This is a genomic window from Aquimarina latercula DSM 2041, from assembly GCF_000430645.1.
GTDB classification, from domain to species: domain Bacteria; phylum Bacteroidota; class Bacteroidia; order Flavobacteriales; family Flavobacteriaceae; genus Aquimarina; species Aquimarina latercula.
The window spans coordinates 18,759-33,247 of the sequence record NZ_AUMK01000019.1 but is presented as its reverse complement, the minus strand read 5'-3'; the positions used below and the strand labels follow the sequence as shown (position 1 = coordinate 33,247).

At 33.0% G+C, this 14,489-nt stretch carries 8 protein-coding genes; all 8 read left to right on the top strand.

Annotated features, from left to right (window positions below; genetic code table 11):
- The first annotated feature begins 112 nt into the window (after nt 1–112).
- The 8 genes from H526_RS0116725 to H526_RS0116690 all read left to right on the top strand — a co-directional run bounded on the left by H526_RS0116725 (nt 113) and on the right by H526_RS0116690 (nt 14,481).
- On the top strand, nt 113–3,079 hold the full coding sequence (locus H526_RS0116725; protein ID WP_027394058.1) for a SusC/RagA family TonB-linked outer membrane protein: 2,967 nt from the start codon (nt 113–115) through the stop codon (nt 3,077–3,079).
- A 13-nt stretch (nt 3,080–3,092) separates the two neighbouring features.
- Nucleotides 3,093–4,940, top strand: coding sequence for a RagB/SusD family nutrient uptake outer membrane protein (locus tag H526_RS32365; RefSeq protein ID WP_027394057.1), 1,848 nt, complete (start codon nt 3,093–3,095; stop codon nt 4,938–4,940).
- Between the two features lie 13 nt (nt 4,941–4,953).
- Entirely contained in the window at nt 4,954–6,045 is a 1,092-nt protein-coding gene (locus H526_RS0116715) for a SusE domain-containing protein (protein ID WP_027394056.1), read from the top strand.
- 66 nt (nt 6,046–6,111) lie between these two features.
- Nucleotides 6,112–8,895 carry an alpha-amylase family glycosyl hydrolase gene (locus H526_RS0116710; protein WP_035085854.1) on the top strand — a complete coding sequence of 928 codons (2,784 nt, stop codon included), beginning with the start codon at nt 6,112–6,114 and terminating at the stop codon, nt 8,893–8,895.
- A gap of 356 nt (nt 8,896–9,251) precedes the next feature.
- Nucleotides 9,252–9,455: a hypothetical protein gene (locus H526_RS0116705; protein ID WP_027394054.1), complete on the top strand. Its 204-nt coding sequence runs from the start codon at nt 9,252–9,254 to the stop codon at nt 9,453–9,455.
- Nucleotides 9,456–9,519: 64 nt separating this feature from the next.
- Nucleotides 9,520–10,818 carry a DUF6734 family protein gene (locus tag H526_RS31005; protein ID WP_027394053.1) on the top strand — a complete coding sequence of 433 codons (1,299 nt, stop codon included), beginning with the start codon at nt 9,520–9,522 and terminating at the stop codon, nt 10,816–10,818.
- A 161-nt stretch (nt 10,819–10,979) separates the two neighbouring features.
- Nucleotides 10,980–13,184 (top strand): peptidase domain-containing ABC transporter, encoded by a 2,205-nt coding sequence (locus tag H526_RS0116695; RefSeq protein ID WP_027394052.1) that lies wholly within the window; start codon nt 10,980–10,982, stop codon nt 13,182–13,184.
- 1 nt (nt 13,185) lies between these two features.
- The gene (locus H526_RS0116690; protein ID WP_027394051.1) at nt 13,186–14,481 is read left to right on the top strand and encodes an HlyD family secretion protein; all 1,296 of its coding nucleotides are present in this window, start codon (nt 13,186–13,188) and stop codon (nt 14,479–14,481) included.
- Nucleotides 14,482–14,489 lie beyond the last annotated feature (8 nt).

The window sequence follows — 14,489 nt, the reverse complement described above, 5'->3', positions numbered from 1 at the left end:
AGTAAGGTTACGGCTACACCGTAGCTGAAATTTAACATAGATTTTACATACTTTGGACTCCAGAAAGTGAAAATATAAGGCTAAAAACAATTAAAAACTAATTTAAATTTTTATGAAAACATTTACTAAAAGCGCATTGTTTTTATTGTGGTTGATACCAATGAGCTTTTTTGCACAGTCGTCGGTCAGTGGTACTGTTACCGATGCTGGAAATGGTCAACCTATTCCGGGTGTAAACATCATCATAAAGGGAACAACAAACGGAACTTCATCAGATTTTGATGGAAATTATGTATTAAATGGGGTTAACAATGGGGACATTATTGAGTTCTCTTATGTTGGCTTTATTGCACAGGAATTTACATACTCTGGGACAAGTAGAATTGATGTTGCATTACAAGAAGATGCTGCAGAACTAGAACAAGTAGTGGTCATTGGTTATGGATCCGTAAGAAAGAAGGACTTAACAGGTTCTGTTACTACCGTTACTGCGGATGATTTTAATCAAGGTGTAAATGCTTCTCCTGATCAATTGATCAAAGGACGTACAGCAGGTGTTACTGTAATCGATAATGGTGGTGCTCCTGGTGAAGGGTCTACCATTAGAATTAGAGGAGGGTCATCTCTTAACGCATCTAACAATCCATTAATTATTGTAGATGGTGTTCCATTAGATCCAGGACCTGGAGGAACAAGAAATAATCTAAATTCGATTAATCCAAACGATATCGAATCCTTTACCGTACTTAAAGATGCATCGGCAACAGCAATTTATGGTTTTAGAGCTTCTAATGGGGTAATTATTATAACAACAAAAAAGGGGCTAAACACAGATGGTAAGCTAAAATTTAATTATAACGGAAATGTTACATTTTCCGAAATAGTTGACAAAATTGAAGCTCTTGATGGGAATCAATTTAGAGAATATGTTACTGCTAATGGATCTCAAGCACAAATTGATTTATTAGGAACAGAAAATACGGATTGGCAAGATGAGATTCTTCAAAATGCTGTATCTACAAATCATAACATTAGTCTTTCCAGTGGTTGGGATTGGATTAATTATAGAGTATCACTTGGTTTACTTAGTGAGGAAGGACTTATTAAAAAAGATCATTTGGATAGAACTTCCTTATCGGCTAATATCCGAACGAAATTTTTTGATAATCATTTAAGAATTAATACAAATATAAAAACTGCTATTGAAGACTACACCTATGCAGGTCGTGATTCAAATGGAACAAGTATTGGAGCTGCATTAGGCTTTGATCCAACACAACCAGTTTTCCAGGATAATAATTTCGGGAATTACTTTCAATGGTTAGATGGCAGTGGAAATCCAATTGCATTAGCTGGACAAAATCCCGTTGCTTTATTAGAACAAAGCGATTTAACCGGTTTGGTATTTAGAAGTCTTGGAAATCTAGAAGTAGATTATAAATTTCATTTCTTACCAGAGTTAAGAGCTAACTTAAATGTAGGGTATGAAATAGCAAGCGCTAAGACTGAAGATATTATTTCCGCTCAATCAGTGGGAAATACAACAGGTTTACAAAATGATAGTTTTAGTAGATCTGATCAAAAAAGAGAAAACTTACTTTTTGATTTCTATTTGAATTACAGAAAAGATGTCGAAAACTTAAACACTGTTTTTGATGTAACCGCAGGATATTCTTACCAGAAATTTCTGGATAGCGGAAACAATTTTAGTAGAGGATTTGATCTTGTAGAAATAGATAACCCATTTAATAATCCAAGAGAAGTATTATTAGGTTTTTTCGGAAGAGCTACGATTTCTATTGCTGACAAATACATTTTTACAGGAAGTTTTAGAAGAGATGCGACTTCAAGATTTTCTGGTCTTGAAAATCAATGGACAAATAGTCCATCTGGAGCATTTTCTTGGAATGCACACAACGAGAATTTCTTAAAAGATTCTAATTTAATTTCTCAATTAAAGTTTAGAGTAAGTTATGGTGTTACACCACAACAGAGTATCGGTGATGCTACGCCATCTCTTGCTAGAATATTGACTAGTGACCCACAATCTCAATATCAGATTGGTCAAGAACCAGATGGAACCCCAATCTTTATCTCTACAGGTCTAGCACTTCCTTATAATCCAGATTTAACTTGGGAAACTACTACTCAGTACAATATAGGTTTAGATTATGGACTTTTTGACGGTAGAGTATCGGGTTCTGTAGATCTCTATAGAAAAGAAACTGAAGATCTTTTATTCTTAGCTGCTCTTCCTAGTGGTAGTTTATCAAACGAAGATGATGTTAACCTAGGTAACCTTACAAATGAAGGTCTTGAACTTTCTTTAAATGTTACTCCTATACAAACGGAAAACTTAAGGTGGCAAATTGGAGGTAATATAACTTTTCAAAAAGGAGAAGTTACAGAATTATTTGCTGTAGACAATCCTAATTTCGAAGGTTTCTTTAACACAGGTTTTGTTGGAAGTAATATCAACATCCAAACCGTAGGTTTTGCTCCTAATTCTTATTGGGTATTTGAACAAATATATGATGCGAATGGTGTGCCTGTAGAAGGAGCTTATGTTGATAGGAACAATGACAATATCATCAATGAAAAAGATAAATACATCTACAGAAAACCTGCAGCAGATTTCTTTTACGGTTTTAATACCATCTTAGATTATAAGAATTGGAACTTTAGTATGTTCTGGAGAGGTAGTGTAGGGAACTATAACTATAATTTTGTAGATGCAGGAAGTAATGGAAGAAGAATTTTGAATTTCCAGAATACACTTTCTAACACTACTACAGACTTATTACAGTCTAACTTTTTTGATGGTGGAGTTGATAGGTTTTCTTCTGATTATTATATCCAAGATGCTTCATTCCTAAAATTAGATAACATCTCTTTAGGATACACTTTTAAGAATTTCTTAAACTATAAGAATATTGATATGAAATTGTACGGAACAGTGAATAATGTTTTAATTATTACTGATTATACCGGTATAGATCCAGAAATCAGTAGTGGTTTTGATAGTACTATATATCCTAGACCGAGAACATACCAATTTGGAGTTAATTTGGACTTTTAAAAAAATTAATGCAATGAAGATAAAATTTAAAAACTTAGTAAACATTGGTATATGTGCCTTCCTATTATCTATGGGATCATGTACTGATGATTTAGATGTTGAAGTTAATGATGATCAGAATCAAACTACAGACGAATTCTTTAGTTCTGATCAAGCATATTTGCAAGCTCTTGGTAAATTATACTCTGGACTAGCAGTAAGTGGACAATTAGGGCCAGGTAACAGTGATATTTCTGGTATTGATGCAGGTTTCGGTCAATACTTAAGAGGGTTTTGGCAACTACAAGAATTACCAACAGATGAAGCCGTAATTGCTTGGGGAGATCCTGATTTACCTGTACTGAATTTTGGACAATGGACCTCTAGTAATGCTTTTGTAAGAGCATTCTATGATAGAGCTAACTTTCAGGTTTCATCAGTAAACGAATTTTTACGTCAAACGACTGATGGGAAATTAGATTCAAGGGGAGTTTCCGCTGCTCTAAGATCAGAAATTCAAGGATTTAGAGCAGAAGCCCGTTTCTTAAGAGCATTAAGTCATTTTCATCTAGTCGATATGTTTGGAAATATTGCTTTCTTCACAGAAGATAATCCAGTAGTTGGTTTTATTCCTCCACAAATCTCTAGAAAAGAAGCATTTGATTTTGTGGTATCTGAATTATTAGCTATCGAAGATGAAATGCCAGCACCACGAACAAATTCGTATCCCAGAGCTGACCAAGCTGCTGTATGGATGCTATTGTCAAAACTTTATTTAAATGCAGAAGTATATACCGGTGTAGAAATGTATACAGAAAGTTTAGAATACACTAATAAAATATTGAACGCAGGTTTTTCTTTAGTTGATGATTATCAGAAACTTTTCTTAGCAGACAATAATTTCAATGGTTCTCAAAGCGAAAGTATTTTTAGTATTGCTTTTGATGGAATTAATACGCAATCTTTTGGAGGAACTACTTTCTTAACACATGCACCAATTGGTGGAAATATTCGACCTAGAGCATTTGGTATAGATGGTGGATGGTTTGGAGTACGAACTACAGAAGCTTTTGTCGATTTATTTGGCAGTAGTAATGGATCTTTTGAAATCTATGAATATGATAATGATTTAAGGTTATTAGCTGAAGATGCTGGTACATTAAAAGCATTTGATGCCGACGGTGATTTCGAATACCTAGGATCTGATGAAAATAACATTAATCCTAACTTTGACTCAAACGAGGTATATAACTATGACTTTTTGACTGGTGTTATCACAAATAATGGTACTGAAGTACCAGCACCAGCGATGGCAGTTTCGATTGCCTCTCAACCACTTTGGAATGACTCAAGAGGAAAATTTTATTCTAGCGGTCAAACTCTTGAAATTGCAACGCTTTCTAATTATTCTGATGGGTATGCAATACAAAAATGGAGAAATGTTGGGGTTGATTTAGCACCAGGATCAGATGGAACAGGCACTCACGTAGATGCTGATTTTCACATGTTTAGACTTGGAGAAGTTTTCTTAAACTATGCCGAAGCTGTAGTAAGAGGCGGTACAGGAGGTACCCCTAATGATGCTGTAGGGTATGTTAATCAATTAAGAGAACGTGCTTATGGTGACTCTAGCGGAAATATAAATGCTGGAGATCTAACATTAGACTTCTTACTCGACGAAAGAGGAAGAGAATTATACTGGGAAGGCCAACGAAGAACGGATCTAATAAGATTCGAACAATTTACCGGAGGAACCTATTTATGGCCATTTAAAAATGGTGCAACCAATGGTTCTCCACTACCTCCACACATAAGCCTTTTCCCAATCCCGTCTACTGAATTAGTAGCAAATCCAAACATTAATCAAAACTCAGGTTATTAAAAAATTATATAAAATGAAAAAAATATTTTTAACATTAGCTATACTAAGTACATTATTTATTGGATGTACAAGTGATGACAACATAGAAGATAGACCAATTTTTGAATTAGCCGAAGCTCCTGTATTAACTGCTCCAGAAGCTGGAACTTCTTATGTATTTACTTTTGAAACTAAAGACCTGCTCGCAGAGAGGTTTACATTTACAGATGCAGATTTCAATTTTGATTCTGCTACAAACTATATTATTCAAGTTGACACTGAAGGAAATGAATTCGCATCTGCTCAAGAACTAGGGAGCGGTAGTTCATTACAAATTCCTGTATCCGTAGATTCTTTTAATAATGCAGCTTTGGCATTAGGTTTGACTCCTGGAGAACCTTCTAATGTAGAAGTTAGAATAGCTGCGAATGTTGGAGCTGGAGAACCTCAATATTCTGAATCAAGAATTGTTGTTGTAACTCCGTTTACTACAGAAGCGCCTAAGTTTTTTATAATCGGTAACTTCCTAAGTGCTGGTGGGTATGGTGACGATTGGACACCTGCGGCTACTTTACCAACTATTGAAGCTGCTGAGTTTGGAGCAACTGCTTTTCAAGGATATATTTTCTTAAACAATGCTAGTCCGGAGTTTAAAGTATTACCTACCAATACTAGTTTTGAAGGAGATTATGGAGATGCTGACGGAAGTGGATCTTCAGGAATTTTAGTACAAGAAGGAGAATCGAACATGAGAGTTTCTGAAGCTGGGTACTATAAAATAGATGCGGATTTCACCGATCCAGAAAACATTACTTGGACATCAAGAAAACAAGTGTGGGGTATTATTGGAGCTGCTACGCCAACTGGATGGGATAGTGATACAGATCTAACCTATGATGCTGCTTCTCAAACTTGGAGTATTGTAATTGATTTAACTGTTGATGAATTCAAGTTTAGAGCTAATGATAACTGGGATGATCCACAGGATAATCTAGGTACAGGTGCAGAAGATGGTCAACTAGGATTTAATGGAGGAAACCTTAGTGTGGATACCGCTGGAACTTACATGGTTACTTTGGACTTAAGTAATCCTAACAATTATACATATACTTTAACACCACAATAGTTAAATATAAACATAGAAAAGGCTGTTATTAAATTAACAGCCTTTTTGCTTTAAACATATAGCGTCATGAAAAAGTTTACTTTATTATTTATGTTCTTTCTAGGACTCATTATGTCTAATGCCCAACAACAAAATGCAACTTTTACAATTACTCCTTCAGCTTTTAACGAAGATGATGAAATCACAATTACTGTATCTGGAGTAGATCTTAGTGCATGGGGGACAACAGACTTATATTTATGGGCATGGTATTTTGATAGCCCAACTGCAACAGCTGCCATCAACTCTCCGAATAATGGTGATTGGACAGATTCATCAAATAGTGCTCAACCTCAGGTCTTTAATGATAATGGAAATGGAACGTATTCCATTACATTAACACCAACTACTTTTTATGGTGCTACTGGGATTGATCGTATAGGTATGTTAGCGAAAGCTCAGGATGGTACTGGTGACAATAAAACTCAAGACAATGTGGTTAACGTAGGTATCTTTCAACTTACTTTGGATGCTCCTACCGAATCCGTAAGCATCATTGATAATGGAAATGATCTTACTATTACTGCTACTTCTACTGTAAATGCAGATTTTGAACTTTTTGCTAACGGAACATCAGTAAACACTCAAGCAAATATTACAAATTACACTACTAATTATACAATCACAGAAGGAGTAGATTTTGAGTTAGTGGCTACAGAAACTGGAACAACAAACTCTTTATCAGAAACTTTTTCTGCTATTACTACCCCTGTAGTTACCGAAGCTCCTGTACCTGCTGGTATGAAAGATGGATTAAATCTAAATGGAACTTCTGCTACCTTTGTATTATATGCTCCTGCAAAAAACTATGTTCACTTAAAAGGAAATTTCAACAATAATGATTGGACTCTTGATAACACATATCTATTAAATAAAGATAGTACACAAGACAGGTTTTGGATTACTTTAGATAATTTAACTGATAATGCTGATATATTATATCAATATGTAGTGGACGCTTCTATTTCGGTAGCAGACCCCTACTCTACCTTAATATTATCTGAATTTAATGATGTATTTATTGATAACGTAACTTTTCCTGATTTGCCAAGCTATCCTACCGGAAAAACTAATGATGCAGTATCTTGGTTTAAAACTGGAGAAGCTGATTATATTTGGCAGACTACAAATTTCCAAAGACCTGAAGTAACTGATTTAGTTATTTATGAATTATTAATAAGAGATTTTGATGCTTTACATTCGTTTGATGCTGTAAAAGCAAGACTTGATTACTTAGAGGATTTAGGCATCAATGCAATCGAATTAATGCCTGTTTCAGAATTTGATGGAAACATTAGTTGGGGATACAACCCTTCATTTCACATGGCATTGGATAAGTATTATGGAACTCCTACTGCATTTAAACAATTTATAGATGAATGTCATGCCAGAGGAATTGCGGTTATATTAGATGTTGTTTACAATCATGCTACTGGTCAAAATCCTTATTATAGAATGTGGAATGATTGTAATGGTTGCTATAATGGTCAGGCGACCGCGGAGAACCCAATATTTAGAGAAACTGATTCTAATCCGACTTTTTCATTCTTTAATGATATAGATCACGAATCACAAGCTACAGAAGATTATATTGATCGATTAAACGAATATTGGTTAACAGAATACAATATTGATGGTTTTAGATTTGACTTCACCAAAGGGTTTACTAACACTATTGGTGATGGAGGGTCATTTGATCAAAGCCGAATTGATATACTTACCAGAATGAATACAGCGATTCAAGCTGTTGACGCCAATGCATATGTTATTCTTGAACATTTCGCTCCAAATTCTGAAGAAACTATCTTAATTAATGAAGGTATGCTTGTTTGGGGAAATAGTAATTTCAACTATAATCAAGCCACTATGGGCTATGGAGATTCTAATTTTCAATCCGTTTCTTATCTAGCACGTGGTTGGACTACTCCATCAAATATTAGTTATATGGAGAGTCACGACGAAGAACGTTTAATGTATAAAAACATTCAATTCGGAAATGACACTAATTCTCCAACATATGATATAACCGAACTATCTACTGGATTGGACAGAGTAGAACTCGCAGGTGCGTTCTATTTTACAATACCAGGACCTAAAATGATTTGGCAATTCGGAGAGCTAGGATACGAATTTAGTATCAATCGTTGTCAGGATGGAAGTAATAGTGATAATTGTAGAACAGATGCAAAACCAATTCGTTGGGATTATCTAAATGTAACAGACAGAACAGATGTTTATGATCTCTACGCTAAACTTATTAATTTGAAGTTAAATGAAAGCATCTTTAAAACAGATGATTTTACATTATCATTATCATCTGCCACATCAAAGAAAATTCAACTTACAGATGATTCTGCAACTGGTGATGAGATAAGATATGTAACCATTATTGGAAATTTTGGAGTTAGTACCATTTCTATCAATCCTACTTTTCAAGAAACTGGAACTTGGTATGATTTATTAGATGAAGCAGGATCTTCTATAGAAGTGACTGATGTAAACGCCGTTATTTCATTACAACCTGGTGAATTTAAAATATATGCGAATCAACAACGCAGTTTAAGTACTCAGGATTTTATTAAAGGGAATAGTTTTAACGCATACCCTAACCCTGCTAAAACGGTATTTAGTATTAATGAATCCGTACAAAAAGTTTTCGTCTACACGATTACTGGGTCTTTAGCAAAAAAATTTGAAGGCGATTTTGAACCAGGAACTAATTTTGAAATAGGAGAATTAGCCAGAGGACTGTACTTAGTACAAATCCAAAATGAAAAAGGAATAGCCACCACCAAGTTGAGTTTACGCTAAACGCTAAACTTTTAATTGTACTTTAAAAAGGAGTGTTTTTTTATGGAAACACTCCTTTTTCATTTTAGAAGCTTCAATAGTACTATTTATCGCTACCAAAATCTTTTTTTAAATACCCCTTTTTAAAAATCAATTAACCTTCTTCTAAAACCATATACCATCAAATTATGTTTTGATAAAAAAATAACATTTTAACTAACACCTGTATTGGTATTATGTTAAAAAACGGATAATTATAGCAACTTATCAACACTACAACGTTTAAGTGATTTTCTCCCTAGTAACATTTCTCCTTTTCATCGTATTATATAGTAATAGTATACTATCAAATCATTATTAATTTAAAATCATGTAAAATGAAAAAATCAGAAATTTTAAAAAAAATCAAAGGTGAAATCTTAGACAGAAAAGAAGCTAAGCAGATTACTGGTGGTTACGAATATGGGTCTTACCCAAATTGTCCATCTGGTAAAATGTATCCTCCTCATGGGTCTTGGATTAATGGTCAGTACTTATACTATGATACTGAACTGCACACTTGGTGTAAGCCTAACTACTAAGATTTATTCATCTTAATTTATAGAGGATGTTTAACAACATCCTCTTTTTTAAACACACAGTATCATGAAAATAATTCAAAGCTTTTGGACAAAACCTACATATCACAATTCAGATGATGCAAATGCTCGATTTAATGGTGGCTGGCCAAATCAAAAGTATGCATTTTACAGCTTCGCGTTAAGCGCACTAACTATCAATAGATTTTACAGGTCAAATGAACTATTTACTGACAAGAGAGGTAAAGAACTATTTGACGAAATGTTAGAATTACCTTATTCTGACATCTATACTAGTTTGGAAAAAATCAACAATTACCATCCAAAACTATGGGCTTTCGGAAAACTCGTTACCTGTGCAGAACAAAGTGAACCTTTTATACACTTGGATAATGATATTTTTATTTGGGACAAAATCCCTTACGACATCAATCACTATGATATCATTGCGCAAAATATTGAGACCAACTTTCCTGGGTATGCAAAAACATTTAAATATATGCTTGCCAATTTTGATTTTATTCCTAATGAGCTCATTAGTAATTACTACAAAAACGGAAAGATTTTAGCTCATAATGCTGGTTTTATTGGTGGAAAAAACAATGATTATTTTAAACAATTGTATACTACGGCCAAAAGTTTGATTGAAAAAAACCAACATCATTTTCCTCAAATAGATGTTGGGATTTTTAATACCATTTTCGAACAGCAATTAGGATATGCAATTACAGAAAAAGATAAGTTAAAAGTTCAATATCTATTTGAAAATGTACAACCAAATTTTGCCGAGATCATTGACTTAAGTACAGTTCCTCTTATCTCTAAATTTATTCATTGTATTGGGTTTGCAAAAAAATCAATCTTTGCATGCGAACAGATTGAAGCTAGACTTCAGTATCATTTCCCTGAGTACTATAAAAATATAAAGGCTAAACTTCATAAATTATTTCCTGATCAAGGTTTTGACATTGAGATTAAACCTTCTAGATTACAAAACATATTTGATTTTTATGATTTTGTAGAAAATATAACTATTGAAAAACTATTAACAACAAAGTTTGTTTTAAAAAAAGAGTGTATCATTGATTTTAATACAGATCCAATAACTATACAATTTACCATTCCGTATAACGGTAAAGTGGATAAAAAAGATCTAGTAGGTTGGCATAGTATTTTACTCTATTTTATGGAACCTGTTTCTGTACAGGAGCTATATGATGAATTATCAGAAGATGAGGATTTCCTAAAACAATTTGGAGAAAATATTGCGAATTTTAAAACTAAGATGATTTCTTTTGTACTAGAAAAAACGTTATTACTAGAAATTCTACAACCAGAAGAAATTAAAGTTCCGCAACCAACATAAAAATAATAGTTAAAAATAATTGATCTTTCATGGGTAACAAATTGCTAATTAGTTAAACTAATTCATGTAAACAATTTAGTATCTAATCAAGTTTGATAGTATAATCAAAAAGAATTACTTTTCTTTGTAGAACAACTCATCACTCAAAATTAAAACTTTTAATGCCTAAATTTCCTTTTTACAAACAAGCCGAATCAAAAGATTGTGGACCTACTTGTATTAAAATCATAGCTAAACATTACGGAAAAGTACTAAACACTCAGAAACTTAGATCACTTAGTGAAACAACAAGAGAAGGAAGTTCTTTACTCGGTTTAAGCGAAGCAGTAGAAAGTATAGGATTTAGATCCTTAGGAGTAAAACTATCCTTAGATCAATTATTAGAAGTCCCTCTACCATGCATAGTACATTGGAATAAAGTGCATTACGTAGTGGTTTACAAGGTAAAAACTACCAAAAAGGGAGGTATGACAATTTATGTATCAGACCCTGCTCATGGTTTAATTACATATACCAAAGAAGAATTCATTAAAGCTTGGATTGGTAATAATGCCGATCAAACTACCGAAGAAGGTGTTGCCTTATTAGTAGAACCTACACCAAAATTCTATAATGATAATATCGATGAGAAAGATGAAGAGTTTGGATTTAAATTTATATCTAAATATGTTTTTCAATACAAAAAATTCATTTTTCAACTTATTCTTGGATTAACTGCGGGGAGTTTATTACAATTAATCACTCCGTTTCTTACACAAAGTATTGTTGATGTTGGTATAAAAAACGAAGATATCAACTTTGTTTACCTAGTATTAATCGCCCAATTATCTTTGTTTATCGGAAGAACTTTAATTGATGTTCTAAGAAGTTGGATTTTATTGCATTTAAGCACGAGAATAAATATCTCTCTGATCTCAGATTTCTTCATCAAATTAATGAATCTACCCATCTCCTATTTTGATGTAAAAATGACCGGAGATTTATTACAGAGAATTAATGATCACAAAAGGATTGAACAGATACTTACCATGTCGTCATTAAACGTATTGTTTTCGATGGTGAATTTAATCGTTTTTAGTATCGTTCTTATTTATTATAGTTTCTCCATTTTTTCAGTTTTTGCAATTGGTAGTGCCTTTTATTTTGCTTGGATATTAATATTCTTTAAAAAACGTAAGAAACTAGATTATAAACGTTTTTCTCAAATCAGTGAAGAACAGAGTAAAGTAATTGAGTTGGTAAATGGTATGCAGGAAATTAAACTCCACAATGCTGAAAAAAGAAAAAGATGGAATTGGGAGTTTGTACAAGCAAAGCTTTTTAAAATATCTATAGAAAACCTTGCCTTAGAGCAATATCAAAGTGTTGGTTCGGCTTTTATAAACGAATTAAAAAACATATTAATTACTGTACTTTCTGCAGTGTTAGTGATTGATGGAGAAATCACTTTGGGTATGATGCTAGCAATTACATCTATTGTTGGCCAATTAAATGCTCCTATTACTCAATTGATTAATTTCTTACGAGAATTACAAGATGCTCAGATTTCATTAGAACGTCTTGGAGAAATTCATAATAAGGAAGACGAAGAAAAATCCGGTGAAGAAAAGATTCGAGAAATTCCTGATAACTCTGGTTTTGAAATTAAAAATCTTAGCTTTAGATATGTTGGGTCTGACAAACCTGTCTTACAAAATTTAAAACTCTCTATTCCTGCTAATAAAATAACAGCAGTAGTGGGTGTGAGTGGTAGTGGAAAGACTACTCTTATGAAAATTCTACTAAAGTTTTATGAACCTGATGAAGGGCAAATATTTATTGGTTCTCATGATTTACAGAACGTATCTCAGAAATCTTGGAGAGATCAATTTGGAGTTGTCATGCAAGAGGGGTATATATTTAATGATACAATTGCTAACAACATTGCTGTTGGAGAAGATTATGTGGATAAGAAAAAATTAGCTCACGCAGTAGATGTTGCTAATATCAAGGAGTTTGTAGAATCTCTACCTCTATCTTATAACACCAAAATAGGAATGGAAGGTGTTGGGTTAAGTACTGGTCAAAAACAACGATTATTTATTGCTAGAGCGGTCTATAAAAACCCTAAATTTTTATTCTTTGACGAAGCAACTTCTGCTCTGGACGCTAATAATGAAAAGGTAATTATGGAAAAGTTAGACACCTTTTTCAAAGATAAAACGGTTATGGTAATAGCACACAGGTTAAGTACGGTTAAAAATGCGGACCAGATTGTAGTACTTGATAAAGGAGAGATTATAGAAGTTGGAAATCATGAATCATTGATCAAAGAAAAAGGAAGCTATTATAATTTGGTTAAAAATCAATTAGAATTAGGAAAGTAACATGCCAGATAATTTAGAAGACATACAATTAAGAAGTGAAGAAGTCCAAGAGATTTTAACTCGAGTACCACATTGGATGATACGATGGGGAAATTTGTTGATATTAGTATTAATTCTATTATTATTATTTCTGTCGTGGATGCTTAAATATCCTGATACTATTCCTGCACAAGCTATTATTACTACAGAAGCTCCTTTACAAAAAGAACAAGCAAATGTTAGTGAAAAAATAGAGGCTATTTTGGTAAAAGAAGGAGATACAGTTCCTGAGGGTACTCCCCTCGCAATTTTAAGAAACACCGCTAATTATGAAGATGTATTTAAACTTAAAGCGATTGTTGATACAATTACTGTAAGCAATAAATCATTTAGTTTCCCTTTGGATGAACTACCAACATTAATTCTTGGAGATATCTTAACTGATTTCGCTACATTCGAAAATAGTTATTTAGATTACTTACTTAATAAGCGATTAAATCCTTTCTCTAATGAAGCTATAGCGAATAAGAACTCTTTATCAGAACTTCGTTTAAGAAAGCAAAATTTAATTGATCAGAAGAAGTTTTCCAAAAGAGAATTAGATAATAAGAAAAGAGATTTCAATAGACAAAAAGTGTTATTTGAAAAAGGTAGAATTTCTCAGCAAGAATATGAACAAAGCGAATCTGAGTACTACGGAGTAGAGAGAAATTATAAAGCAATTGATGCCCAAATTTCGCAAATTACTGAATCAATAGGTAATGCAAATAAAACATCTGTAAATACAGAAATAAACAAAACAAAAGAAGAAAATAATCTTAGACTAAAAGTACTACAGTCCTTTAATAGACTTAAGAAAAGCATTAAAGACTGGGAACTAAGGTATTTGCTGCAATCGGATATCGAAGGACGTGTTTCATTTTCTAATTATCGTTTTGTAAATCAAAATGTAACTGCCGGAGACATTGTTTTTATTGTAATTCCGATTCAAGAATCTTCTTCTTATGTGGCTAAAATAAAAGCTCCTACTCAGAATTCTGGAAAAATAAAATTAGGGCAAAAAGCGAATATTAAATTAGAAAATTTTCCGGATGATGAATTCGGAATGCTACAGGGAACTGTGGATTATATATCTATGTTACCAGATAAGGACGGATTATATCTTATCGATGTAAAACTTCCTAAAAACCTCATCACTACTTATAATAAAGAAATACCTTTCCAACAAGAAATGCGTGGTTCTGTAGAAATCATAACAGAAGATTTAAGACTTATAGAACGGTTCTTTTATCAATTTAGAAGCTTGATGGATAAGTAAACTTAAAT

What these genes read in the sequence shown, in the direction of transcription:
- H526_RS0116690 (WP_027394051.1), top strand. Translation starts at nt 13,186, where the DNA reads ATGCCAGATAATTTAGAAGACATACAATTAAGAAGTGAAGAAGTCCAA.
- H526_RS0116705 (WP_027394054.1), top strand. Translation starts at nt 9,252, where the DNA reads ATGAAAAAATCAGAAATTTTAAAAAAAATCAAAGGTGAAATCTTAGAC.
- H526_RS31005 (WP_027394053.1), top strand. Translation starts at nt 9,520, where the DNA reads ATGAAAATAATTCAAAGCTTTTGGACAAAACCTACATATCACAATTCA.
- H526_RS0116725 (WP_027394058.1), top strand. Translation starts at nt 113, where the DNA reads ATGAAAACATTTACTAAAAGCGCATTGTTTTTATTGTGGTTGATACCA.
- H526_RS32365 (WP_027394057.1), top strand. Translation starts at nt 3,093, where the DNA reads ATGAAGATAAAATTTAAAAACTTAGTAAACATTGGTATATGTGCCTTC.
- H526_RS0116695 (WP_027394052.1), top strand. Translation starts at nt 10,980, where the DNA reads ATGCCTAAATTTCCTTTTTACAAACAAGCCGAATCAAAAGATTGTGGA.
- H526_RS0116715 (WP_027394056.1), top strand. Translation starts at nt 4,954, where the DNA reads ATGAAAAAAATATTTTTAACATTAGCTATACTAAGTACATTATTTATT.
- H526_RS0116710 (WP_035085854.1), top strand. Translation starts at nt 6,112, where the DNA reads ATGAAAAAGTTTACTTTATTATTTATGTTCTTTCTAGGACTCATTATG.